Source organism: Pseudomonas subflava, assembly GCF_023823685.1.
In the GTDB taxonomy this organism is placed as follows: Bacteria; Pseudomonadota; Gammaproteobacteria; order Pseudomonadales; family Pseudomonadaceae; genus Aquipseudomonas; species Aquipseudomonas subflava.
Genome location: NZ_JAMXBF010000009.1, coordinates 24,461 through 46,794, shown reverse-complemented (window position 1 = coordinate 46,794; position 22,334 = coordinate 24,461). Strand labels below are relative to the sequence as shown.

General features: G+C 67.4%; 20 protein-coding genes and 2 riboswitches. Of the genes, 17 read left to right on the top strand and 3 right to left on the bottom strand.

Features of this window, described 5'->3' with window-relative positions; all coding sequences use genetic code 11:
• Positions 1–7 precede the first annotated feature (7 nt).
• Genes NF616_RS13585 through NF616_RS13575 form a run of 3 tightly spaced genes read left to right on the top strand, consistent with a single transcriptional unit; the run spans position 8 to position 1,293 of the window.
• On the top strand, positions 8–745 hold the full coding sequence (locus NF616_RS13585) for a hypothetical protein (protein ID WP_252273823.1): 738 nt from the start codon (positions 8–10) through the stop codon (positions 743–745).
• Between the two features lies 1 nt (position 746).
• Positions 747–1,001, top strand: coding sequence for a DUF2024 family protein (locus tag NF616_RS13580; RefSeq protein WP_043309595.1), 255 nt, complete (start codon positions 747–749; stop codon positions 999–1,001).
• 13 nt (positions 1,002–1,014) lie between these two features.
• Positions 1,015–1,293 carry a Rho-binding antiterminator gene (locus NF616_RS13575; protein ID WP_252273822.1) on the top strand — a complete coding sequence of 93 codons (279 nt, stop codon included), beginning with the start codon at positions 1,015–1,017 and terminating at the stop codon, positions 1,291–1,293.
• A gap of 53 nt (positions 1,294–1,346) precedes the next feature.
• Here NF616_RS13575 and NF616_RS13570 read toward each other — a convergent pair whose 3' ends face one another.
• Positions 1,347–2,228, bottom strand: a complete 882-nt coding sequence (locus NF616_RS13570) for an AraC family transcriptional regulator (RefSeq protein WP_252273821.1) — start codon at positions 2,226–2,228, stop codon at positions 1,347–1,349.
• A 119-nt stretch (positions 2,229–2,347) separates the two neighbouring features.
• Here NF616_RS13570 and NF616_RS13565 point away from each other — a divergent pair, with 119 nt between their 5' ends.
• The 6 genes from NF616_RS13565 (at position 2,348) to mmsB (ending at position 9,779) form a co-directional block, all read left to right on the top strand.
• On the top strand, positions 2,348–3,856 hold the full coding sequence (locus NF616_RS13565) for a CoA-acylating methylmalonate-semialdehyde dehydrogenase (protein WP_252273820.1): 1,509 nt from the start codon (positions 2,348–2,350) through the stop codon (positions 3,854–3,856).
• A 106-nt stretch (positions 3,857–3,962) separates the two neighbouring features.
• Positions 3,963–5,210, top strand: coding sequence for an ABC transporter substrate-binding protein (locus tag NF616_RS13560; protein ID WP_252273819.1), 1,248 nt, complete (start codon positions 3,963–3,965; stop codon positions 5,208–5,210).
• Between the two features lie 6 nt (positions 5,211–5,216).
• Positions 5,217–6,380: an acyl-CoA dehydrogenase family protein gene (locus NF616_RS13555; RefSeq protein WP_252273818.1), complete on the top strand. Its 1,164-nt coding sequence runs from the start codon at positions 5,217–5,219 to the stop codon at positions 6,378–6,380.
• A gap of 115 nt (positions 6,381–6,495) precedes the next feature.
• On the top strand, positions 6,496–7,314 hold the full coding sequence (locus tag NF616_RS13550) for an enoyl-CoA hydratase (RefSeq protein WP_252273817.1): 819 nt from the start codon (positions 6,496–6,498) through the stop codon (positions 7,312–7,314).
• A gap of 109 nt (positions 7,315–7,423) precedes the next feature.
• Positions 7,424–8,527, top strand: coding sequence for an enoyl-CoA hydratase/isomerase DspII (gene dspII / locus NF616_RS13545; protein WP_252273816.1), 1,104 nt, complete (start codon positions 7,424–7,426; stop codon positions 8,525–8,527).
• Positions 8,528–8,894: 367 nt separating this feature from the next.
• Positions 8,895–9,779, top strand: coding sequence for a 3-hydroxyisobutyrate dehydrogenase (gene mmsB, locus NF616_RS13540; protein ID WP_252273815.1), 885 nt, complete (start codon positions 8,895–8,897; stop codon positions 9,777–9,779).
• A gap of 43 nt (positions 9,780–9,822) precedes the next feature.
• Here the strand turns inward: mmsB and NF616_RS13535 are convergent, their stop codons facing one another.
• Positions 9,823–10,923, bottom strand: coding sequence for a DUF2855 family protein (locus NF616_RS13535; RefSeq protein WP_252273814.1), 1,101 nt, complete (start codon positions 10,921–10,923; stop codon positions 9,823–9,825).
• 50 nt (positions 10,924–10,973) lie between these two features.
• Between NF616_RS13535 and NF616_RS13530 the strand changes: the two genes are divergently transcribed.
• Positions 10,974–11,633: a TetR/AcrR family transcriptional regulator gene (locus NF616_RS13530; protein WP_252273813.1), complete on the top strand. Its 660-nt coding sequence runs from the start codon at positions 10,974–10,976 to the stop codon at positions 11,631–11,633.
• Positions 11,634–11,671: 38 nt separating this feature from the next.
• Here NF616_RS13530 and NF616_RS13525 read toward each other — a convergent pair whose 3' ends face one another.
• The gene (locus tag NF616_RS13525) at positions 11,672–12,127 is read right to left on the bottom strand and encodes a hypothetical protein (protein ID WP_252273812.1); all 456 of its coding nucleotides are present in this window, start codon (positions 12,125–12,127) and stop codon (positions 11,672–11,674) included.
• A gap of 307 nt (positions 12,128–12,434) precedes the next feature.
• Positions 12,435–12,538: riboswitch (guanidine-I (ykkC/yxkD leader) on the top strand.
• Between the two features lie 53 nt (positions 12,539–12,591).
• Here NF616_RS13525 and NF616_RS13520 point away from each other — a divergent pair.
• The 7 genes from NF616_RS13520 (at position 12,592) to uca (ending at position 22,327) form a co-directional block, all read left to right on the top strand.
• Positions 12,592–13,653 carry a putative urea ABC transporter substrate-binding protein gene (locus tag NF616_RS13520; RefSeq protein WP_252273811.1) on the top strand — a complete coding sequence of 354 codons (1,062 nt, stop codon included), beginning with the start codon at positions 12,592–12,594 and terminating at the stop codon, positions 13,651–13,653.
• 392 nt (positions 13,654–14,045) lie between these two features.
• Positions 14,046–14,149: riboswitch (guanidine-I (ykkC/yxkD leader) on the top strand.
• A gap of 57 nt (positions 14,150–14,206) precedes the next feature.
• Entirely contained in the window at positions 14,207–15,274 is a 1,068-nt protein-coding gene (locus tag NF616_RS13515; protein WP_252273810.1) for a putative urea ABC transporter substrate-binding protein, read from the top strand.
• A 107-nt stretch (positions 15,275–15,381) separates the two neighbouring features.
• Entirely contained in the window at positions 15,382–16,197 is an 816-nt protein-coding gene (locus NF616_RS13510; protein WP_252273809.1) for an ABC transporter permease, read from the top strand.
• The gene (locus NF616_RS13505) at positions 16,194–16,976 is read left to right on the top strand and encodes an ABC transporter ATP-binding protein (RefSeq protein WP_252273808.1); all 783 of its coding nucleotides are present in this window, start codon (positions 16,194–16,196) and stop codon (positions 16,974–16,976) included. Before NF616_RS13510 ends, NF616_RS13505 begins: the two co-directional genes overlap by 4 nt.
• A 2-nt stretch (positions 16,977–16,978) precedes the next feature.
• A complete protein-coding gene (locus tag NF616_RS13500) occupies positions 16,979–17,707 on the top strand; it encodes an urea amidolyase associated protein UAAP1 (protein WP_252273807.1) in 729 nt (242 codons plus the stop codon).
• A 10-nt stretch (positions 17,708–17,717) separates the two neighbouring features.
• Positions 17,718–18,353, top strand: a complete 636-nt coding sequence (locus NF616_RS13495; RefSeq protein ID WP_252273806.1) for an urea amidolyase associated protein UAAP2 — start codon at positions 17,718–17,720, stop codon at positions 18,351–18,353.
• Positions 18,354–18,703: 350 nt separating this feature from the next.
• Complete coding sequence (uca, locus tag NF616_RS13490) at positions 18,704–22,327, top strand: urea carboxylase (RefSeq protein ID WP_252273805.1); 3,624 nt, start codon at positions 18,704–18,706, stop codon at positions 22,325–22,327.
• Positions 22,328–22,334 lie beyond the last annotated feature (7 nt).

Here is a 22,334-nt window from a genome sequence, read left to right as displayed (position 1 = left end):
GCCGGCCATGAAAGCCCCCTTCGCTTTCGCGCTCACCGCGCTTCTCGCCAGCCAGGCCTGGGCCCATGGCCAGGGCGGCATCCACAGCGAAAAGACCGCCAAGGTCGACGCCGCCTTCGACCTGGTGCACACCCGCGTCTTCAAGGACGGCAGCGACCTGGTGTTCGAACAACTGGTCGACGGCAAGGCCGGCAGCCGCACGCCCTCCGCCAAGGGCAGCTTCGCTGCCGCCGAGGTGTACAGCTATGTCTGGCCGACCAGCCTGGACGCCGGCAGCGTCGGTTTCGAGCAGGGCTCGGGCATCCTCGCCCTGGCGCTGACGTCGCACCCGGACTTCGACGACACCCCGCAGCTGGATGAAAACGGCGACGGCAAAAAGGACAACGACGGCGGCCTCTGGCACTCCCACTGGGTGGTGCTGACCAAGGACGCCAGCTGCGGCCCTGCCGGCCTCAAGGTGCGCGACATCCCCGAGGGGGCCAAACCCAAGCTGCCGGCCACCTGGCCCGGTGCGCCGATCTACATCGACTCGCCCGGCTACGACCTCAGCGTGAAGGACGACGCCGCGCGCATCCGCGTGCCGCTGGCCGCCGTCGGCTTCCCGCAGAGCTTCAACTACGACGGCGTGACCGCGGCTCTGCAGGTCAACGCCGACCTGCACAACCCGCTGCTGTGCGTCACCAGCGTGTGGGACGTGGCCTCCGGCGACCTGTCGCTGCCCGCCACCTGGAACGAGGAGCAATGACATGAACGTGAAAGTCTTCGACACCCACGTGCGCACGGTCGACGGTGGTTACCTACACTTCGACGTGCTCATCGAAGGCAACGACCAGGCACTCGCCGCCCGCTACGCCCGCGAATGGCTCGCGAGCCGCGGCGTGGAGGACGCGGACGTCTCGCAGAGCCGCTGCCAGTTCTGCCACAGCGAACCGGCCCACCCCGAGGTGGCCGCCGCCATCGCCCAGCAGGGCTACTTCATCATCCCGCTGCAGGGTTGCTAAGGAGATAAAAGCCATGAACGCGTACCAGCCTCTGAACTGCGATCTGCACGACTTCCTGGAGATCGCTTGCATGCACGGCTACCGCCTGCAGGTCGAGATGGTCGAGGGTCCGAGCTTCGTGGCCAGGGCGCTGGACACGCGCACGGCCCCGAGCAAGGAGGAGTTCCTCGTCCTGCAGACCGAAGCAGGCAAGCAGGAGGTGCGTCTCGACCAACTGCTGGCCATCACCCCGCTCGACCCCGGCGCCAGTTTCGGCCGGGTGGAGCTGGCGGGGATGATCTGCTCGATCTGACCGGGCAATAGCAGACAAAAGGCCGTGGACTGCCCAGTCCACGGCCTTTTTCTTTAACCCTGGTGCAACGCCCGATAGTGACTGGGCGCCATGCCCACCACCTTCCTGAACAGCCGCGAGAAGTAATAGGGGTCGTCGTAGCCCAACTGCTCGGCAATCTGCCGTACCTCCAGGCTGCCCTGGTCGAGCAGGCGGCAAGCCTGGGCCATCTTCAGCTGGATGAAGTCCTGGATCGGCGCGTGGCCGGTCAGTGCGCGGTAGGTCTTGGCGAAGTGGAAGCGCGACAGCTTGAACTGCGCGGCCAGCTCGTCGAGGTTGAGGCTGCCGTGCAGGTGGCTGCGCATCACCGCCTGCACCGCGTCCACATCCAGCACCCGCCCGGACTTCAGCGTGGTGCGCGCCGGCAGCACGGCCAGCGAGCTGAGCAGCGCCTGCAACTGATGAGCGGCGTGGATGAAGTGCGCCGGGTTGAGGCCCTGGCGGTGCAGGCCGAGCAGCGCCTCGAAGTCCGCCAGCAGGCGCGGCTGCACGCCGATGCGCCGCACGCCGGCCTTGCCCAGCAGACGCAGGAAGTCGTCGCACAGTGCCCCATCGAAGTGCACCCAGTGGATGGTCCAGGGCCGCCCGGCATCGGCGCCATAGGCGTGGGCGGCGCCGCGCGGCAGCAGCAGAAGGTCGCCTCCGCCAACCTCGAATCGTCCATCCTGCGTTTCCAGCCAGCCGCGCCCGGCGCGGCAGTAGATCAGCAGGTGGTCATCCGGCTCGGAGCGCTGCATGCGGTGCCCGGCTGCCTCCGGGTAATAGCCCAGGGCCAGCGGGAAGCAGCCGCTGGTCAGAGCATGACGGGACAACACGCGCCTGAGCCGGGGAGGCACGATGAAGCGCAGGCCACCGGCCGGCAGTGGCCAGTTGGAAGTTTCCACCGAGGCGTTCATGGCGCCCTCTTTCTTTTTCGAATGCCAAGATCGTCCATCCGATGAGCAAGATCGTCAATCCACAGGATCATCCGCTACGGCTATAACAGGGCCACACAAGAACAATCAGGAGGCCCACGATGCCCCAGGTGATCCCGCAGCTGATCGACGGCCAATGGCAGGCCAGCCACGCCCGCGAACTGATCGAAGTGACCGACCCGGCCACCCAGGAAGTCCTGGCCCTGGCGCCCAAGGCCACCCACGAGGAGATCGAGGCGGCCATCGCCGGCGCCAGGAAGGCCTTCCTCAGCTGGCGCGAGGTGCCGGTGCCGGAACGCGCACGACTGATGCTGCGCTACCAGCACCTGCTCAAGGAGCACCACGACGAGCTGGCCGAGATCCTCGCCGCGGAGACCGGCAAGACCTTTGCCGACGCCAAGGGCGACGTCTGGCGCGGCATCGAGGTGGCCGAGCACGCGGCCAACATCTGCAGCCTGATGATGGGCGAGACGGTGGAGAACGTCGCCCGCGAGATCGACACCGCCAGCTGGATCCAGCCGCTCGGCGTATGCGTCGGCATCACCCCGTTCAACTTCCCGGCGATGATCCCGCTGTGGATGTTCCCGCTGGCCATCGCCTGCGGCAACACCTTCATCCTCAAGCCCTCCGAGCAGGACCCGCTGACGCCTAACCGCCTGGCCGAGCTGTTCCTCGAGGCCGGCGCGCCGGCCGGCGTGCTGCAGGTGCTGCACGGCGGCCGCGAGGTAGTCGACGCCCTGCTCACCCACGAGGACATCCGCGCCATCTCCTTCGTCGGCTCGGTGCCGGTGGGCCAGCATATTTATCGCACCGGCACCCAGCACCTGAAGCGCGTGCAGGCCTTCGCCGGCGCCAAGAACCACATGGTGATCATGCCCGACGCGCCGAAGGACCAGGTGCTCAGCAACCTGCTCGGCGCCAGCTGCGGCGCCGCCGGCCAGCGCTGCATGGCGATCAGCGTGGCGGTGTTCGTCGGCGAATCGAAAGCCTGGATCGACGAGCTGGCCGCGCAGATGGCCGAGCTCAAGCCGGGCCACTGGAAGGATCCGAGTTCCGCCTACGGCCCGCTGATCAGCCAACAGGCCAAGCAGCGCGTGCAGAAGCTGATCGCCGAGGGCAAGGCGGAAGGCGCCGAGTGCCTGCTCGACGGCTCGCAGTGCGAGGTGGCCGGCTACCCCAACGGCAACTGGCTGGGCCCGACCCTGTTCCGCGGCGTGACCACCGGGATGAGCCTGTACCGCGAGGAAATCTTCGGCCCGGTGCTGGTGTGCATGGAGGTCGATACCCTGGAGGAGGCCATCGAGCTGGTCAACGCCAGCCCCTACGGCAACGGCACCAGCATCTTCACCCGCTCCGGCGGCGCGGCGCGGCATTACCAGCATGCAGTGGAAGTCGGCCAGGTGGGCATCAACGTGCCGATCCCGGTGCCGCTGCCGTTCTTCTCCTTCACCGGCTGGAAGGGCTCGTTCTATGGCGACCTGCACGCCTACGGCAAGCAGGCGGTGCGCTTCTATACCGAGACCAAGACCGTCACCAGCCGCTGGTTCGATGACACTCTGGGCGGCAATCCGCCGATGAGCGGACCGAATATGACCATTCAACTGAAGTGAGACCTGACTCACCTCAATTAGCGACGACTAAGACGAAAAGACAATGCCTCCGCGCTCGCCAGAGCCCCACAGTCGGCCCTGGCACAACAAGAACAAGGAGCCATTGATGAAACGACTGACTGCCTGTCTGGCCCTCTGGGCCGGACTCACCGCCGCCGCGCAGGCGGCCGAGCCGATTACCCTCGGCCTCAGCTACCCGCGCACCGGCAGCTACAAGGAAGAAGGACTGGCACAGATGCGCGGAGCCCTGCTGGCCATCGACGAGCTGAACGCCCAGGGCGGCGTGCTCGGCCGCCCGCTGCGGCTGTCCAGCCTGGACGACGCCTCGCGCCCCGAGAAGGCCGCGCGCAACGTCGACAAGCTGGCCGGCGAAGGGGCCGTCATGCTCTTCGGCGGCGCCTCTAGTGCGGCCGCCATCGCCGCCGGCAAGCGTGCCCAGGAAAAGGGCCTGCTGTACTTCGGCACCCTCACCTACTCCAACGACACCACCGGCAAGGACGGCCACCGCTACCTGTTCCGCGAGTGCAACAGCGCCTGGATGAGCGCCCGCGTGCTCGGCCAGTACCTGGCCAGGCACCTGCCGGACAAGCGCTACTTCTACGTCACCGCCGACTACACCTGGGGCACCACCACCGAGAGCTCGCTGCGCGAGACCACCGGCACCCAGGACGGCGCGCGCAATCCCGGCCTTAAGGTGCCCTTCCCCGGCGCGCGCATGGCCGACTACCAGAATGCCCTGACCCAGGCCGCGCAGAGCGACGCCGAGGTGCTGGTTCTGGTGCTGTTCGGCGAGGACCTGGTGCGCGCCATGCGCGTGGCCGAGGATCTCGGCCTGGCTGGCAAGGTGCAGATCGTCGCGCCCAATCTGACCCAGGGCATCATCGAGCAGGCCGGCCCGGGACTGATGGAAGGCGTGCTGGGAACGGAGCCCTGGACCTGGCGCGTGCCCGAGCTGGAAGGCAGCCAGGCAGGCCAGGCCTTCGTGCGCAACTTCGAGGAACGCTACGAGGTCTATCCCTCCAGCGCCGCGGCCTCGGCCTACAGCATCGTCCTACAGTGGGCAGATGCCGCCGGCCGCGCCAAGAGCCTGGAAAGTGAAGCGCTGATCGGCGCGCTGGAAGGCCACAGCTACAGCCTGCTCAAGGGCCCGCAGCAATGGCGCGGCTTCGATCACCAGAACGTGCAGACCGTCTACGCGGTGAAGGTGAAAGCGCGGGCCGAGATCATGGCCTCGCCACGCCGCCAGGATTACTTCGAGATCGTCCACCGCCTGGACGGAGAACAGGCCGCCCCCAGCCTCGCCGAATGGCAGGCCGAGCGGCGCGCCGCCGGCCAGCCCACGACATTGCAGTGAGAGCCTATGGATTTTGAGCTGAACGAGGAACAACGCCTGCTGGTCGACAGCGCCCGCGCCTTCGCCGCGCGGGAGCTGGCGCCGCACGCCGCCGACTGGGACCGCGAGCACCACTTCCCGGTGGAGGTGATCCGCCGCGCCGCCGAGCAGGGCTACCTGGCCCTGTATATCGGCGAGGAAGATGGCGGCCTGGGCCTGTCGCGGCTGACCAGTTCGCTGATCTTCGAACAGCTCGCCGCCGGCTGCGTGGCCACCACGGCCTACCTGACCATTCACAACATGGCCACCTGGATGCTCGCCAGCTTCGCCGATCAGGCGCTGAAGGACACCTGGCTGGCCGGCCTGACCACGGGCGAGCTGCTGGCCTCCTACTGCCTCACCGAACCGGACGCTGGCTCCGACGCCGCCCGCCTGCGCACCCGCGCCCGGCGTGAGGGCGACGACTACGTGCTGGATGGCAGCAAGTGCTTCATCTCCGGCGCCGGCAGCACCGACGTGCTGATCGTCATGGCGCGCACCGGCGAGGACGGCGCCAAGGGCATCTCCTGCTTTCTGGTGCCGGCCAATGCCGAGGGCATGAAGTACGGGCGCAACGAGGACAAGATGGGCTGGAAGGCGCAGCCGACCCGCACCATCACCTTCGAGAACGTGCGCATCCCCGCCGGAAACCGCATCGGCCCCGAGGGCCAGGGCTTCGTCTACGCCATGAAGGGCCTGGACGGCGGTCGCCTGAACATCGCCAGCTGCTCGCTCGGCGCCGCCCAGGCGGCGCTGGAGCAGAGCCTGCGCTACGTGGAGGAGCGCAAGCAGTTCGGCAAACAACTCAGCGAATTCCAGGCCCTACAGTTCAAGCTCGCCGATATGCTCACCGATTTAACGGCGAGTAGGCAGATGGTGCGCCTGGCCGCGCACAAGCTGGACAACCGCCACGGCGAGGCCAGCCTGTACTGCGCCATGGCCAAGCGCTTCGCCACCGACCGTTGTTTCACGCTGTGCAACGAGGCCCTGCAGCTGCACGGCGGCTACGGTTACCTGAACGACTACCCTCTGGAGCGCTGGGTGCGCGACAGCCGCGTACACCAGATACTGGAAGGCACCAACGAGATCATGCGGGTGATCGTCGCCCGCCGCCTGCTGGACCAGGGCGGCATGCTCGATCGCCTGCTGTAGCTTTCAGTCCCCTCTCCCCACGGGGAGAGGGCTAGGGAGAGGGGCCGTGCCGCTTCCCTCTTCCCCAGCCCCTCTCCTATAAATGGGCGAGGGGAGTAATCCGACGAGGACGCCTATGACCACTGCCATCGAAGCCTACAACCCCGGCATGTTCGACCTGACGCACAAGCTGACGGTGGAGAAGCACGGCCACACTGCGCTGATCACCATCAACCACCCGCCGGCCAATACCTGGGACCGCGACTCGCTGATCGGCCTCAAGCAGGTGATCGAGCACCTCAACCGCGACGACGATATCTATGCCCTGGTGGTGACCGGTCAGGGCAGCAAGTTCTTCAGCGCCGGCGCCGACCTCAACCTGTTCGCCGACGGCGACAAGGCCCGCGCCCGCGAGATGGCGCGGCGCTTCGGCGAGGCCTTCGAGACCCTGCGTGACTTCCGCGGCGTGTCGATCGCCGCGATCAACGGCTACGCCATGGGCGGCGGCCTGGAATGCGCGCTGGCCTGCGACATCCGCATCGCCGAGCGCCAGGCGCAGATGGCCCTGCCGGAAGCCACCGTCGGCCTGCTGCCCTGCGCCGGCGGCACGCAGAACCTGCCCTGGCTGGTGGGCGAAGGCTGGGCCAAGCGCATGATCCTCTGTGGCGAACGCATCGACGCCGAGACCGCCCTGCGCATCGGCCTCATCGAGCAGGTGGTGGACAGCGACGAGGCCCGCGGCACCGCCCTGCTACTGGCGGCCAAGGTGGCGCGGCAGAGCCCGGTGGCGGTGCGCACCATCAAGCCGCTGATTCAGGGCGCCCGCGAGCGCGGCCCGAACACCTGGCTGGGCGAAGAGCGCGAACGCTTCGTCGACCTGTTCGATGCCGACGACACCCGCGAGGGCGTCAACGCCTTCCTCGAGAAACGCGACGCCCAGTGGCGCAACAAATGACTCGCAGGGTGGAAAACGACCGCAGGTCTTTTCCACCCATCCTCCATTCGGTGGAAAACGCTACGTGGTTTTCCACGGGGTGGCCATTCACACTGCGATAGGCACCGCAATGAACGTGACCTTCGAAGAACGCCCCGCCCTGCATGGCTTCCGCATCGGCATCGCCAGCCTGGACGCGGAGAAGAGCCTCAATGCCCTGACACTGCCAATGATCGAGGCGCTGGACGCGCAGTTGCGCCAGTGGGCCGAGGACGACGGCATCGCCTGCGTGCTGCTGCGCGGCAACGGCCCCAAAGCCTTCTGCGCCGGTGGCGACGTGGTGCAGCTGGTGCAGCAGTGCCGCGAGCATCCCGGCGAGGTGCCGCCGCTGGCGCGGCGCTTCTTCGCCGACGAATACCGCCTCGACCACCGCATCCACACCTACCCGAAACCGCTGATCTGCTGGGCCCACGGCCACGTACTGGGTGGCGGCATGGGCCTGATGCAGGGCGCGGCCATCCGCATTGTCACCCCGAGCAGCCGGCTGGGGATGCCGGAGATCAACATCGGCCTGTATCCCGATGTCGGCGGCAGCTGGTTCCTCGCCCGTCTGCCGGGCAAGCTCGGCCTGTTCCTCGGCCTCACCGCCGCCGGCATCAACGCCCGCGACGCCCTGGACCTGGACCTGGCCGACCGCTTTCTGCGTGACGACCAGCAGGACACGCTGATCGAGGGCCTGGTGCAGATGAACTGGCAGCACCAGGCGCCCGAGCAGCTCAGCAGCCTGCTCCGTGCGCTGGAGCACGAGGCCCGCCCGGACCTGCCGCCGGCCCAGTGGCTGCCGCGCCGAGAACACATCGATGCCCTGCTCGACCTGGCCGACCTGCCCGCCGCCTGGCACGCCCTCACCGCCCTGCACAACGACGACGACCTGCCGCTGGCCCGCGCCGCCAAGACCCTGGCCGCCGGCTGCCCGCTGACCGCGCACCTGGTCTGGGAGCAGATCCGCCGCGCCCGCCACCTGTCGCTGGCCGAAGTGTTCCGCATGGAATACGCCATGAGCCTGAACTGCTGCCGCCACCCGGAATTCCCCGAGGGCGTGCGTGCCCGCCTGATCGACAAGGACCAGACGCCGAAGTGGCACTGGCCCGACCCGGCGGCCATTCCGCCGGCGGTGATCGAGGCGCACTTCGAGCCGGTCTGGGAGGGCGCGCACCCGCTGGCGGATCTGTGAGATGCCCTCCCCCAGGGAGGATTGGAAATATCGGTCAGGTCTCTTCTTCGTTGGAAAGGGGCAGAAGGAAAATCGGGCTGCGTGGATCGCCTCCTCTCCCTAGCCCTCTCCCCGAGGGGAGAGGGAATGAACCGGCTGCGCGGCGGCGATGAAGATGGCTCGCCTCTAAAGAGCGGCGTCCCGGATTGCATCCGGGCTACACGGAAGCACCGAGGCACGCGGGATCACCCCTCTCCCGTACATGGGAGAGGGGCCGGGGGAGAGGGCAACCAGGGCCGCGCAATACACCCTCTCACAAGGGGAATAAACGCCAGCGCCTCACATTGCGCGGCCGCACTTACATGCGGGACAGACAAGGAGAACAACAATGACTCAGATCGCCTTTATCGGCCTCGGCCACATGGGCCTGCCCATGGCCCGCAACCTGCTGAAGAATGGCTTTGCCGTGTGCGCCTTCGACCTGGTCAGAGAGGCCGTCGACAGCCTGGTCGCCGAAGGAGCCCAACCCGCTGCCAACGCCGCCGACGCGGTCAAGGGCGCCGCCGTGGTGGTCAGCATGCTGCCCGCCAGTCGCCATGTGGAAGGCCTGTACCTGGGCGCCGACGGCCTGCTGGAGAAGATCGCCGCCGACGCCCTGGTGCTGGAATGCTCGACCATCGCCCCGGACGCGTCGCGCAAGGTCCACACGGCCGCCGCCGCCAAGGGCATCGCCCTGCTCGATGCGCCGGTCTCCGGCGGTACCGCCGGCGCCGCGGCCGGCACCCTGACCTTCATGGTGGGCGGCGAGGCCGCGCACCTGGAGCGCGCCCGCCCGGTGCTGGCGGCGATGGGCAAGAACATCTTCCACGCCGGCCCGGATGGCGCCGGCCAGGTGGCCAAGGTGTGCAACAACCAGCTGCTGGCGGTGCACATGATCGGCACCGCCGAGGCCATGGCCCTGGGCGTGGCCAGCGGACTCGACCCGGCGGTGCTGGCCGAGATCATGCGGCAGAGCTCGGGCGGCAACTGGAGCCTGGAGAAGTACAACCCCTGGCCGGGGGTGATGGAGAATGTGCCGGCCTCGAAAGACTACAGCGGCGGCTTCATGGCCGAGCTGATGACCAAGGACCTCGGCCTGGCCCAGGAGGCGGCGCAGGCCACCGGCAGCAGCACGCCGATGGGCGCGCTGGCCCTGCAGATCTACCGCATGCTGCTCAAGCAGGGCGACGGCAAGCTGGACTTCTCGGCCGTGCAGAAACTGTTCGTCGAATAAGGAGCAGCGAGCGTGGCGGCCAGCCCGCCACGCGCAACGCGCCTCAACGCAGACGAACGATCTGCCCCTGCTGCGGCGGCAGGCGGCCATGCACCAGGCCGGAGATGATCTGCGCCGCCGCCTCGAAGCCTTCGCTGCGCACCACCTCGACCAGCTGCGTGCCGCTGGCCTCGACCCGCCGATAGAACTTCACCATGCCCTCGCCGACATAGCGCGAGACGCCACCCGAGCCCCAGTCCACATTGCGTTTGCGCATCTGGATCGGCGCGAAGAACATCTTCGGCTCCGGTCCGCTGGCGGCCTTGTATTGCGCCTCCTCGGTGTTCTGCGCCGAGCCGGCCACGCAGCTGTAGGCCAGCTTGTCGGCGAAGTGCGCATGCACGCGGTCGCGTAGGGCGAGGTCGCTGGAGAAGTCGACGTAGACGGTCGGCACGCTGGCATCGAGCGACTCCAGGTCTTGGTAGGCCAGCGCGCTGTCGTAGCAACCGAGCTGCTCGACGAAGGGGATGTTGCCGCGCGAGGTCAGGCCGATGCATTCGACGTCGTGCTCTTCCAGGCAGAACAGCGTGCAGTAGGCGGTCTTGCTCGACGCGCTGGAGAACAGCAGGCGCCGGGCGCCGAAGAAGTCGTTGTCGACCAGGAAGTCGGCAAGCATCGCCGAGGTCAGGTACAGCGGCTTGAGCAGCGCCTGCAGGTCCTCGTGCTCGGGGCTGTAGTAGGGATCGGCCGCGCACAGCGCGTACTGGTTGTAGGGCGTCGGCAGTTCGGCGCGATGCGCATCCAGCGCGCGGAAGCCGCGCGGCGAAGCCTCGGCCTTGACCCGCGTGTAGCTGGCGATCGGGTAGTAGCCGTAATACCGCGCACCGACCTCGACACCCTCGACGGCCGAGGCGACCACATCGGCGAAGCCCCACACCGGCATGTGTCCCCACTCGGCCTCGCCGGTCGGGTAGAAGTCCCAGTAGCGCATCGAGTCGCCGAAGGCCGCGTAGGTGATGTTGTTGGTGGTCAGGGCGAAGTGGTCGGGCTTGAGAATGACTTCGCCGGGCCGCGGGGTCAGGTCGAAGTCGACGTGTTCGATACGGCTCTGGTCGAGCTGCCCCTTGCGGGTGAGCAGGCGAGTGGCCTTGACGACTGGGGTCATTTGCGGGTCCTCTGGCGATCGCGATTGACGAGCGAACAGGGTAAGCGGCGATGCACGGAAAGGGGTTCGGAAACCGGAACAGCAAGCTTGAAGAGGCGGCCAAGCCCAGAACCAAGCCGCTCAAGCGCCCGCGTCAGGCCCGCGCCGTCTTCACCGTGGAGGCAATCTACCAGGCCTTTGTTCGGATTCTGCAACGCGATGGCTGGGACGCCGTCACCACGCGCTCGGTCGCCATGGAGTCGGGCTTCGCCGTGGGCACGCTCTACGAGTATTTCCCCAGCAAGGAGGCGCTGCTGTCCGGTTACGTGCGCCACTGCATCGAGCAGCTTCTGCAGCTGCTCGACCAGCAGGTGGTCGCGCCGGAACTGGACTGGCAGCAGCGAATCACCCGCCTGCTCTGGCTGAGCTGCGGGCCGCAAGAGTCGATGTATCGGTTGTTCACCTTCGAAATGGCGCGTCAGGAGGCGCAGGTCGCCGAACCCAAACACCACCTGCGCGCCTACCAGGAACTGCTCGCCAAGTGGCAGGAAGTGTTCGCCGCCTGCGACGACCTCCCCGCTCCGGTTTCAGCCGCCACGGTCGAGGCGCTGTTCCTGATGGTCTGGGGCGGACGGCGCTACGCGGCGCTCGCCCAGCTCGACGAGCCGCGCCTGCATGCGTGGCTGAGCGAGACGGAACGGCTGATCCTGCATACGCTGCGGCGCCCTTAGCGTTTCCCGGATAACCGGCCGCTGCCGACCGTCTCGCCCTAGTTGGAGAGCCTCCAGCCACGCACGCTTTCGCCGCGCTGGGAATGACGATTGCGCCGGCCGTCGTGTTCGCGGACGTGGCCACGGTCGTAGCGGCGGTCGCGATCCCTGGAATAGCCATCGTGGCGCTGCCAACCCTGCCCCTGCCAATGGGAATGGCCACGGCGGTCATGGTCGCGGTAGCGCTGGTCCCAGCCATGGCGCGGCGCCTGGTAGCGATGATCGCGGTAGCGCCGACGGTCGTCGTGCCACTGGTAGTGGCCGTCGTAACCCGGCGCGTAGTGGGAGTGGCGGCGCTCCTCGTAGCGGTCGCGGTGCCAGCGGTGGTAGTTGCGATCATCGTCGTAATAGACGCGGTAGCGCGGATAGCTGTCGTAGCGGTAATCGCCGCCATAGGCGGTGCAGCCGCCAAGTGTCGAAGCGAGCAGAACGAGGACAAGTGCTAGACGGGACATGGCGGCCTCCTTCGACCGCTGGGAAGGCGCCGGCGAATGCCGGCTCCGGGACTGCTCCCACTGGCTTGGATCATGCGTCTGGGACGAAGTGCAGCGCCCCGGTCCGGCGAAAGTTGTATCGGCGCGTTTCGCACCATGCCGGCCCGACCTCGCACCAGCATGGCGCAGCCGCTCTCCCATGAGCACTCGACAAGTGCGATGGCTGTCACGAAAACCCCGTACCAGAGCGGTCTGGCACGCCATTCGCTATGACTCCGCCGCACAGGATGTGCCGGCCCGTCAGCGGGCTCGGCCGCTGACACTGCATCGAATGGCCGACTAGGGTTCCGGCCCGCCTCCCACGGCGGGCGACTGGTCCGAGAGTGGGCGACCCCGACAGGGGTTACACGGCGGGACAAAAGCCCGGGAGAACGCGCGCCATGGCGGCCGCCATCCTGTCTCCCGTCCACTGCCCCGAGGTTGTCATGCTGACTCGTCTGCTGTCCTGTTCGCTGCTCGCCCTGCTGCTCCTGCAGCCCGCCCACGCCGCGCCCCAAGAGAAACGCCCGTTCAAGGTCTGCTGGTCGATCTATGCCGGCTGGATGCTGTGGGGCTACATGGCCGAGCAAGGCATCGTCGACAAATGGGCGAAGAAGTACGGCATCGAGATCCAGGTCGAGCAGGTGCCGGACTACGTCGCTTCCATCGAGCAATACACTGCCGGCCAGTACGACGCCTGCTCGATGACCAACATGGATGCGCTGACCATCCCGACCGCCGCAGGCACGGACTCCACCGCGCTGATCGTCGGCGACTTTTCCGCCGGCGCCGACGGCATCCTGGTGCGCGGCGGCAGCAAGGACCTGAAGGACCTCAAGGGCAAGACCATCCTGCTGGTGGAGAACTCGGTGTCCCACTACCTGCTCAGCCGCGCACTGGAGTGGGCGCACCTGCAACCCGGCGACGTGACCATCGAGAACGTCTCGGACAAGGACCTGGCGCAAGTCTGGCGCAGCGGCAAGGGCGACGCGGTGGTGACCTGGAACCCGATTCTCTCCGACCTGCGCCAGGACGGTGACAGCGTGCAGGTGTTCAGCTCGCACCACGTGCCGGGCGAGATCCTCGACCTGCTGGTGATCAACAGCCAGACCCTGACCCAGCACCCGGAGCTGGGCCGCGCGCTCACCGGCGCCTGGTTCGAGGGCATGCGCCTGATGGGCCTTCCGACGCCCGCGGGGGCCGCCGCCCGCGCCAGCATGGCCCGCGCCGCGGACACGACACCCGAAGACTTCGACGAGCAGCTGCGCACCATTCGCTCCTTCTACGCGCCGCGCTCGGCCGCCGCCTTCGCCCGCGGCGAGAAGATGCCGGACCTGATGCAGCGGGTGGCCAACTTCGCCGACGCCCAGCAGTTGCTCGGCGAGGGCAAGGGCCTGCTGCGCCTGGGCATTTCCTTCGGCGACGAGCGCGTGCTGGGCAATCCGGCGCAGATCAAGCTGCGCTTCAACCCGACCTATATGCAGCTGGCGGCCGACAACCAGCTGTAGAACCGGCCTTGAATCTCCAGATCGTCGGCCATGCTGCGTTGAAATGGGGTCGGGGCGCGTCGCCACGGGGTGCTCATCTACACCTCGTAGAGTCGCCCGCGACGCCGACCGGCCCTCACCCGATTTATCGCAGGCGCTCACCCTGCGAGCCAGCCTGCGGCTGTTACTCCCGCTGGTCGTTGCGCCTGCCTGGCGTGAGCTCAAGAGACTCGAAACAGGTTCCGAGCACCAACAGCGAACACCGCGCACCGCTTTCGTGCAGCAAGGTGGTGCATGGCGCCGGGCAGTTCCGGGCCAGGCCCCGCAAAACCGGGGCTGCGGGCAGCTGGCACGATGTTCGCTTTAACCCACCCATGCAGAAGCACCCCACCAGGGGCGCGGCACTACAACTTGCAATGGCCGACTAGGGTTCCGGCCCGTCCACCACGACGGGTGTCTGGTCCGAGAGTTGGCGACCTCGACAGGGGTTACACGGCGGGACAAAAGCCCGGGAGAACGCGCACAGGCCAGTGCCGCGCCGCTCCTGCCCGTATCCCCAACTGGAGGTCCACCCATGCGCAAGCCCCTGCTGTCCTCGCTGATCGCCGCCGGCCTCGCCGCCGCGCTCGCCCTTCCCGCCCACGCCGAGAAGAAAGACCAGTTCGACGTCTGCTGGACCATCTACGCCGGCTGGATGCCATGGGAATACGGCGCCACCCAGGGCATCGTCGACAAGTGGGCGAAGAAGTACGGCATCGAGATCAAGGTCACCCAGCTCAACGACTACGTCGAGTCGATCAACCAGTACACCGCCGGCCAGTTCGACGGCTGCACCATGACCAACATGGACGCGCTGACCATCCCCGCCGCCGGCGGCATCGACAGCACGGCGCTGATCGTCGGTGACTTCTCCAACGGCAACGACGGCATCGTGCTCAAGGGCGAGAAAAAGACCCTCGGCGACCTCAAGGGCATGGACGTCAACCTGGTCGAGCTGTCCGTCTCCCACTACCTGCTGGCCCGTGGCCTGGAACGCGCCGGCCTGGCCGAGAAGGACCTCAAGGTGATCAACACCTCCGACGCCGACATGGTCGCCGCCTTCGCCACCGATGACGTACAGGCCGTCGCCACCTGGAACCCGCTGCTGGCCGAGATCGAAGCCACGCCGGGCGTGACCAAGGTGTTCGACTCCAGCCAGATCCCCGGCGAGATCATCGACCTGATGGTGGTCAACAGCGAGACGCTGAAGGACAACCCCGCGCTGGGCAAGGCGCTGACCGGCGCCTGGTACGAAATCATGGCGACCATGGGCGCCGACTCGGCCGAGGGCAAGGCCGCCCGCGAGCACATGGCCAAGGCCTCCGGCACCGACCTGGCCGGCTACGAGGCGCAGCTCGCTGCGACCAAAATGTTCTATTCGGCCAAGGACGCCGTGGCCTTCGCCAACAGCCCGAAGCTGCCGGCGACCATGACCAAGGTGGCCGAGTTCTCCTTCTCCCACGGCCTGCTCGGCGAGGGCGCGCAGAGCGCCGACGCGGTCGGCATGGCCTTCGCCAGAGACGTGATCACCGGCGACAAGGGCAACGTCAAGCTGCGCTTCGACCCGAGCTACATGCAGATGGCGGCCGACGGAAAACTCTGACCGTTGCGTAGGGTGGAAAACGGCTGCAAGCCTTTTCCACCTCTGCGGCCCGCTTGGTGGGCAATCGCTCCGCGAGTTTCCCACCCTACGCCCTACGAGAGCTCCGTATGCGCCTGATCAACCGACACCCGGACCGCGGCGGCCGCCTGCTGCTGATCCTGCTGCCCTTCGCCCTGCTGCTGTTCGCCTACTTCGCAGGCTCCACGGCGCGTCTGGCGGAGAACCCCAACGACAAGCTGCTGCCCGGCGCGGCGCAGATGGTCGATGCGGTGCAGCGCCTGGCCTTCACCGAAGACAAGCGCAGCGGCGGCTACCTGTTCTGGCAGGACACCGTGTCCAGCCTGGGGCGCCTAGGTCTGGGCATCGGCATCGCCGCCCTGCTCGGCCTTTGCTTAGGCATCGCCGCCGGTACCCTGCCGCTGCTGAGCGCACCGCTGTCGCCGCTGCTCACGGTGCTGTCGATGGTGCCGCCGCTGGCGATCCTGCCGATCCTGTTCATCGTCTTTGGGCTCGGAGAACTGTCCAAGGTGATGCTGATCGTCATCGGCATCACCCCGATCCTCGCCCGCGACATGGAGCAGCGCGCCCGGGAGATTCCGGCCGAGCTGCTGATCAAGGCGCAGACCCTCGGCGCCAACACCTGGACCCTGATCCTGCGCGTGGTGCTGCCACAATTGCTGCCGCGCCTGCTGATAGCCCTGCGCCTGGTGCTCGGCTCGGCCTGGCTGTTCCTCATCGCCGCCGAGGCCATCGCCAGTACCGACGGCCTTGGCTACCGCATCTTCCTCGTGCGCCGCTACCTGGCCATGGACGTGATCCTGCCCTACGTGGCGTGGATCACCCTGCTCGCCTGGCTGATGGACCTGGGCCTGCGCCAGCTCGCCCGCCTGTGCTTCCCCTGGTACGAAGGAGCCAAGGCATGAGCTTCATCCAGGTCAACAACGTCTGGCAGGAGTACGGCGACCAGGTCGTGCTGGAACGCCTCAACTTGATCGTGCGCGAGGGCGAGTTCTGCACGCTTGTAGGAGCCTCCGGTTGCGGCAAGTCGACCTTCCTGCGCCTGCTGCTGGGCCACGAGCGACCGAGCAAGGGCGAGATCCTTCTGGCCGGCCAGCCGCTGGTTGCCGAGCCGGATGCCAGCCGCGGCGTGGTGTTCCAGCGCTACTCGGTGTTCCCCCACCTGACGGTGCTGGACAACGTCGCCGTCGGCCTGGAACTGCCGCGCTCACCGCTGCTTGGCCGCCTGTTCGGCAATGCCAAGCGCGAGGCCCGCGAGCGCGCCGCCGAGCTGCTGCGCAAGGTCGGCCTCGGCCACGCCCTGGATAAGTACCCCAGCGCGCTCTCGGGCGGCATGCAGCAGCGCCTGGCCATCGCCCAGGCGCTGATCACCACGCCGCGCGTGCTGCTGCTCGACGAACCCTTCGGGGCGCTGGACCCGGGCATCCGCAAGGACATGCACGCCCTGCTGCTGGAGCTGTGGCGCGAGACCGGGCTGACCGTCTTCATGGTCACCCACGACCTCTCCGAAGGCTTCAGCCTCGGCACCCGCCTGCTGGTGTTCGACAAGGTGCGCCACGACCCGCACGCGCCCAACGCCTTCGGTGCCCGCATCACCTACGACATTCCGCTCAACAGCGATCGCCGCGCGGCCCTGCCCGCCCCGCTGGCCGAGCGCCTGCAATCGCAACTCCAAGGAGCCTGAGCATGACTGCCTCTCTCGCACTGCGCCCGACCCTCTTTGATGAAACCGTCCCCGGCGGCGGCCACACCTCCTTCGTGCTCAAGCGCGGCCAGCTGCTGCGCATCACCGACCTTGGAGGCGGCGCCAACGTCAGCCTGCTGCTGCTCTCGGCCGCCGAAAAGAGCGAGCGCCTCAACCTGCCGGACACCCTCAAGTGCCAGCACACCGCCAAGCTCACCGCCGGCCACTGCCTGTATTCGGACATGGGCCGCGTGCTGGCCGCCATCACCGCCGACACCTGCGGCTGGCATGACAGCTTCGGTGGCGTGCTGAACGCCGAGGAAGTCCGCGAGAAGTACGGCGCCGGGCGCTACCAGGAACTGCGCAACGGCTTCTTCCGCAATGGCGTGGACAACCTGCTGGTGGAGTTGGGCAAGTGGAACCTCAACCTGCAGGACCTGCTGATGAACCTCAACCTGTTCAGCCGGGTGACGGTCGATGCGGACGGCTGCTTCCACTTCCAACCGGGCAACTCCAAGGCCGGTGACTACATCGAGCTGTACGCGCCGATGGACACCCTGGTGGTCCTCACCGCCCTGCAGCACCCGCTGGACCCCAACCCGCAATACGCGCCCAAGCCGGTGCAACTCGCCTGGAGCCGCGTCGAGAGCGACGGCATCAGCGTGCTCTGCCGCACTTCGCGCCCGGAGAACGGCCGCGGTTTCCACAACACCGAACGGCTGTACCTCTGAGGACTGCGCCATGTCTGCATTCGAAAGCACCCTGCATCCCGAAGCCGCCGTGTACCGCCATACCATCCCGGCCGGCGAGCCCTATCTGTTCGAGGTGAAGGCCGGCCAGACCCTGCGCCTGCTCGACCTCGAAGGCAACCAGGCGGTCGACACCCTGTTCTTCAGCGCGAACAACCCGCGCGAGCGCTTCGACCCGCAGCGCACCCTGCGCAGGCAGAACAATGTCTACCTGAGCACCGGCACGGTCCTCTACTCCAACCTCGGCAACCCGCTGCTGACCATCGTCGCCGACACCTGCGGCCGCCACGACACCCTCGGCGGCGCCTGCGCCCAGGAGAGCAACACGGTCCGCTATGCGCTGGACAAGCGCTACATGCACAGCTGCCGCGACAACTTCCTGCGCGGCGCCCTGCACGACGGCCGCCTGGAGAAGCGCGACATCGGCGCCAACATCAACTTCTTCATGAACGTGCCGGTCACCCCGGAAGGCGGCCTGACCTTCGAGGACGGCATCTCCGCACCGGGCAAGTACGTCGAGCTGCGCGCCGAGACCGACGTGATCGTACTGATCTCCAACTGCCCGCAACTGAACAACCCCTGCAACGGCTGGAACCCGACGCCGGCGGAGGTGCTGGTATGGGACTGAACCGAAGCCCGAACGAGCGTAGCCCGGATGCAATCCGGGAGGCCGGCAACCCCGATCCCCGGATTGCATCTGGGCTACGGGGTTGGCTGTTCCAGCTGTGCCAGAGCCGCGCGGGGCAGTGCTTGGAACAAAAAAACGAACCACAGCAAAAGAAAAACCTGCAGCCGTAGGGTGGATGTCGCTCTTCACATCCACCAGAGCGATCCGAATTCCCAACTGGTGGAAGACGCTTCTCGGTTTTCCACGGGGGTGGGCCTCCACCCTACGCAGCACCAGACTTTCAGCCACGGACGACCGTGGTGCAGACGAATAAGGCGGGACGGCCCGCCACCCCTTTCGAGGGTTCTGCCATGTTCGACAAACTGCTGATCGCCAACCGCGGCGCCATCGCCTGCCGCATCCTGCGCACCCTGCACCAGCTCGACGTCAAAGGCGTAGCCGTCTACTCCGAGGCCGACGCCGCCAGCCTGCATATCCAGCAGGCCGACGAGGCCTTCAGCCTCGGCGAAGGCCCGGCTGCCCAGACCTATCTGGTGGTCGACAAGATTCTGGAAGTCGCCAAGCAGACCGGTGCCAAGGCCATACACCCCGGCTACGGTTTCCTCTCCGAGAACGCTGCGTTTGCCGAAGCCTGCGAAGCCGCCGGCATCGCCTTCGTTGGCCCAACGCCGGAGCAGCTGCGCGTGTTCGGCCTCAAACACACCGCCCGCGTCCTCGCGAAACAGCACGGCGTACCGATGCTGGAAGGTACCGAGCTGCTGGAAAACCTCGACGCCGCGCTGAAGGCCGGCGATGAAGTTGGCTACCCGGTGATGCTGAAAAGCACCGCCGGCGGTGGCGGCATCGGCATGCGCGTGTGCAACAGCGCCGCCGAACTCGCCGACGCCTTCGAGGCGGTAAAGCGCCTGGGGCAGAACAACTTCAGCGACAGCGGCGTGTTCATCGAGAAGTACATCCAGCGTGCCCGCCACCTGGAAGTACAGGTATTCGGCGACGGCCAGGGTGACGTCATCGCCCTCGGCGTGCGCGACTGTTCGGTGCAGCGGCGCAACCAGAAGGTGCTGGAAGAAACCCCGGCCCCCAACCTGCCGGCCGGCATGGCCGAGGAACTGTGCGCGGCGGCGATCAAACTGGCCAAGGCGGTCAGCTACCGCAGCGCCGGCACCGTCGAATTCGTCTACGACAGCACAGCCGAGCGCTTCTACTTCCTCGAAGTGAACACCCGCCTGCAGGTCGAGCACGGCGTCACCGAACAGGTGTGGGGCGTCGACCTGGTGCGCTGGATGATCGAGCTGGCGGCCGGCGATCTGGCTCCGCTGAGCGAACTGGCGAAAAACCTGAAACCCAGCGGCCACGCCATCCAGGCGCGCCTGTACGCCGAAGACCCGGGCCGCGACTTCCAGCCGAGCCCCGGCCTGCTCACCGCCGTGCAATTCCCGGCGGCCGATGGCAAGAGCCTGCGCATCGATACCTGGGTCGAAGCCGGCTGCGAGATTCCGCCCTACTTTGACCCGATGATCGCCAAGGTCATCACCTGGAAACCGACCCGCGAGGAAGCCAGCGCCGCACTCGGCCAGGCCCTGGCCGATACGCTGCTGTACGGCGTGGAAACCAACAGCCAGTACCTGCGGCAGATCCTGGTCGATGCGCCTTTCGCCGGAGGCAATCCCTGGACCCGCTGCCTGGAAGGCCTAACCTACCAGGCGCATACCTTCGAGGTGCTCTCCGCCGGCACCCAGACCACCGTGCAGGACTTCCCCGGCCGCCTCGGCTACTGGGCGGTCGGCGTGCCGCCGTCCGGGCCGATGGACGACCGCGCGCTGCGCCTGGGCAACCGCCTGCTGGGCAACGACGAGGGCGCCGCCGGCCTGGAAATCACCATGAGCGGCCCGCTGCTGCGCTTCAACACCGACGCGGTGGTGGCGGTGACCGGCGCGGAAATCCCCGTGACCCTGGACGGCGTGGCGCAGCCGATAAATACCGCCCTGCTGATCGAGGCCGGCAGCACCCTGAGCCTCGGCACCATCGCCGGCTCCGGCGCGCGCGCCTATCTCACCCTGCGTGGCGGCCTGCAGGTGCCCGAGTACCTGGGCAGCAAAAGCACCTTCACCCTCGGCCAGTTCGGCGGCCACGGCGGCCGCGCCCTGCGTGCCGGCGATGTGCTGCACATTCCATCGCTCGGCGATAAGAGCAACGGTGCGCAACTGCCCGCCGCGCTGTGCACCGCCCTGCCCGCCGTGCGCGAAATCCGCGTGATCTACGGCCCGCACGGCGCACCGGAATACTTCACCCCGGCCTATATCGACACCTTCCTCGCCACCGACTGGGAAGTGCACTTCAACTCCAGCCGCACCGGCGTGCGCCTGATCGGCCCAAAACCGGAATGGGTGCGCGACAGCGGCGGCGAAGCCGGCCTGCACCCGTCGAACATCCACGACAACCCGTATGCGATTGGCGCCGTCGACTTTACCGGCGACATGCCGGTGATCCTCGGGCCGGACGGCCCGAGCCTGGGCGGTTTCGTCTGCCCGGTGACCATCATCGAGGCCGACCTGTGGCAACTCGGCCAACTCAAGGCCGGCGACAAGGTTCGGTTCGTGCCGGTGGATATCGCTATGGCGCGGGATCTGGCGAAGGCGCGCAAGGCGGAAACGCAGGATCTCGTAGCCCGGATGCAATCCGGGATGGACGCGGCGCCGGCTTCCCGGATTGCATCCGGGCTACAGAGCCCAATCGTTCTGGACCTCGGCGAAGACGACAAACGCCTGGTCGCCCGCCTCTCCGGCGATACCCACCTGCTGCTGGAAATCGGCCAGCCAGAGCTGGATCTGGTACTGCGCTTCCGCGGCCACGCGCTGATGCAGGCGCTGGAGGCGAAGAACCTCAGCGGCGTGATCGACCTGACGCCGGGCATCCGTTCGCTGCAAGTGCACTACCAGCCGGAAACCCTGCCGCTGCAGACGTTGCTCGACATCGTCGCCGGCGAGTGGGACGCCGTGTGCGCCGCGCGCGACCTGAAAGTGCCGTCGCGCATCGTGCACCTGCCGCTGTCCTGGGACGACCCGGCCTGCCAGCTGGCCATCGACAAGTACATGACCACGGTGCGCAAGGACGCGCCCTGGTGCCCGAGCAACCTGGAATTTATCCGCCGCATCAACGACCTGCCCAACCTCGATGAGGTCTACAAGACCGTGTTCGACGCCAGCTACCTGGTAATGGGCCTGGGCGACGTCTACCTCGGCGCGCCGGTGGCCACGCCGCTGGACCCGCGCCACCGCCTGGTCACCACCAAGTACAACCCGGCGCGCACCTGGACCGCCGAGAACTCGGTGGGCATCGGCGGCGCCTACATGTGCGTGTACGGCATGGAAGGCCCCGGCGGCTACCAGTTCGTCGGTCGCACCCTGCAGATGTGGAACCGCTACCGCGACCTCGAAGCCTTCGACGGAAAGCCCTGGCTGCTGCGCTTCTTCGACCAGATCCGCTTCTACCCGGTGTCGGCCTCCGACCTGCTGCAGATCCGCCGCGACTTCCCGCTCGGCCGCTTCGAGCTGCGCATCGAGGACAGCGAGCTGGCCCTGGCCGACTACCAGGAATTCCTCGCCGAGGAAGCCGAGGGTATCGACGCCTTCCGCAGCCAGCAACGCGCCGCCTTCGACGCCGAACGCCAGCGCTGGATCGATTCCGGTCAGGCCCACTTCGAAATGGACGAGGCGGTGGTCGAGCCGGGCGACGATGCCCCGCTCGGCACCGGCCAACACGGCATCGACAGCCATATCGCCGGCAACCTCTGGCAGGTGCAGGTGGAGGCCGGAACCGAAGTGAAGGCCGGCGATGTGCTGGTGATCCTCGAGTCGATGAAGATGGAGATTCCGCTCGTCGCGCCTGTTGGCGGCGTGGTCCGCGAGGTGCGGGTGCAGCCGGGCTCGCCGGTGCGTGCCGGGCAGCGGGTGGTGGTGCTGGAGGAGGCCTAGCGGCGCC

Coding starts and splice junctions, on each gene's coding strand:
- NF616_RS13585 (WP_252273823.1), top strand. CDS start 8: ATGAAAGCCCCCTTCGCTTTCGCGCTCACCGCGCTTCTCGCCAGCCAG.
- NF616_RS13580 (WP_043309595.1), top strand. CDS start 747: ATGAACGTGAAAGTCTTCGACACCCACGTGCGCACGGTCGACGGTGGT.
- NF616_RS13575 (WP_252273822.1), top strand. CDS start 1,015: ATGAACGCGTACCAGCCTCTGAACTGCGATCTGCACGACTTCCTGGAG.
- NF616_RS13570 (WP_252273821.1), bottom strand. CDS start 2,228: ATGAACGCCTCGGTGGAAACTTCCAACTGGCCACTGCCGGCCGGTGGC.
- NF616_RS13565 (WP_252273820.1), top strand. CDS start 2,348: ATGCCCCAGGTGATCCCGCAGCTGATCGACGGCCAATGGCAGGCCAGC.
- NF616_RS13560 (WP_252273819.1), top strand. CDS start 3,963: ATGAAACGACTGACTGCCTGTCTGGCCCTCTGGGCCGGACTCACCGCC.
- NF616_RS13555 (WP_252273818.1), top strand. CDS start 5,217: ATGGATTTTGAGCTGAACGAGGAACAACGCCTGCTGGTCGACAGCGCC.
- NF616_RS13550 (WP_252273817.1), top strand. CDS start 6,496: ATGACCACTGCCATCGAAGCCTACAACCCCGGCATGTTCGACCTGACG.
- dspII (WP_252273816.1), top strand. CDS start 7,424: ATGAACGTGACCTTCGAAGAACGCCCCGCCCTGCATGGCTTCCGCATC.
- mmsB (WP_252273815.1), top strand. CDS start 8,895: ATGACTCAGATCGCCTTTATCGGCCTCGGCCACATGGGCCTGCCCATG.
- NF616_RS13535 (WP_252273814.1), bottom strand. CDS start 10,923: ATGACCCCAGTCGTCAAGGCCACTCGCCTGCTCACCCGCAAGGGGCAG.
- NF616_RS13530 (WP_252273813.1), top strand. CDS start 10,974: ATGCACGGAAAGGGGTTCGGAAACCGGAACAGCAAGCTTGAAGAGGCG.
- NF616_RS13525 (WP_252273812.1), bottom strand. CDS start 12,127: ATGTCCCGTCTAGCACTTGTCCTCGTTCTGCTCGCTTCGACACTTGGC.
- NF616_RS13520 (WP_252273811.1), top strand. CDS start 12,592: ATGCTGACTCGTCTGCTGTCCTGTTCGCTGCTCGCCCTGCTGCTCCTG.
- NF616_RS13515 (WP_252273810.1), top strand. CDS start 14,207: ATGCGCAAGCCCCTGCTGTCCTCGCTGATCGCCGCCGGCCTCGCCGCC.
- NF616_RS13510 (WP_252273809.1), top strand. CDS start 15,382: ATGCGCCTGATCAACCGACACCCGGACCGCGGCGGCCGCCTGCTGCTG.
- NF616_RS13505 (WP_252273808.1), top strand. CDS start 16,194: ATGAGCTTCATCCAGGTCAACAACGTCTGGCAGGAGTACGGCGACCAG.
- NF616_RS13500 (WP_252273807.1), top strand. CDS start 16,979: ATGACTGCCTCTCTCGCACTGCGCCCGACCCTCTTTGATGAAACCGTC.
- NF616_RS13495 (WP_252273806.1), top strand. CDS start 17,718: ATGTCTGCATTCGAAAGCACCCTGCATCCCGAAGCCGCCGTGTACCGC.
- uca (WP_252273805.1), top strand. CDS start 18,704: ATGTTCGACAAACTGCTGATCGCCAACCGCGGCGCCATCGCCTGCCGC.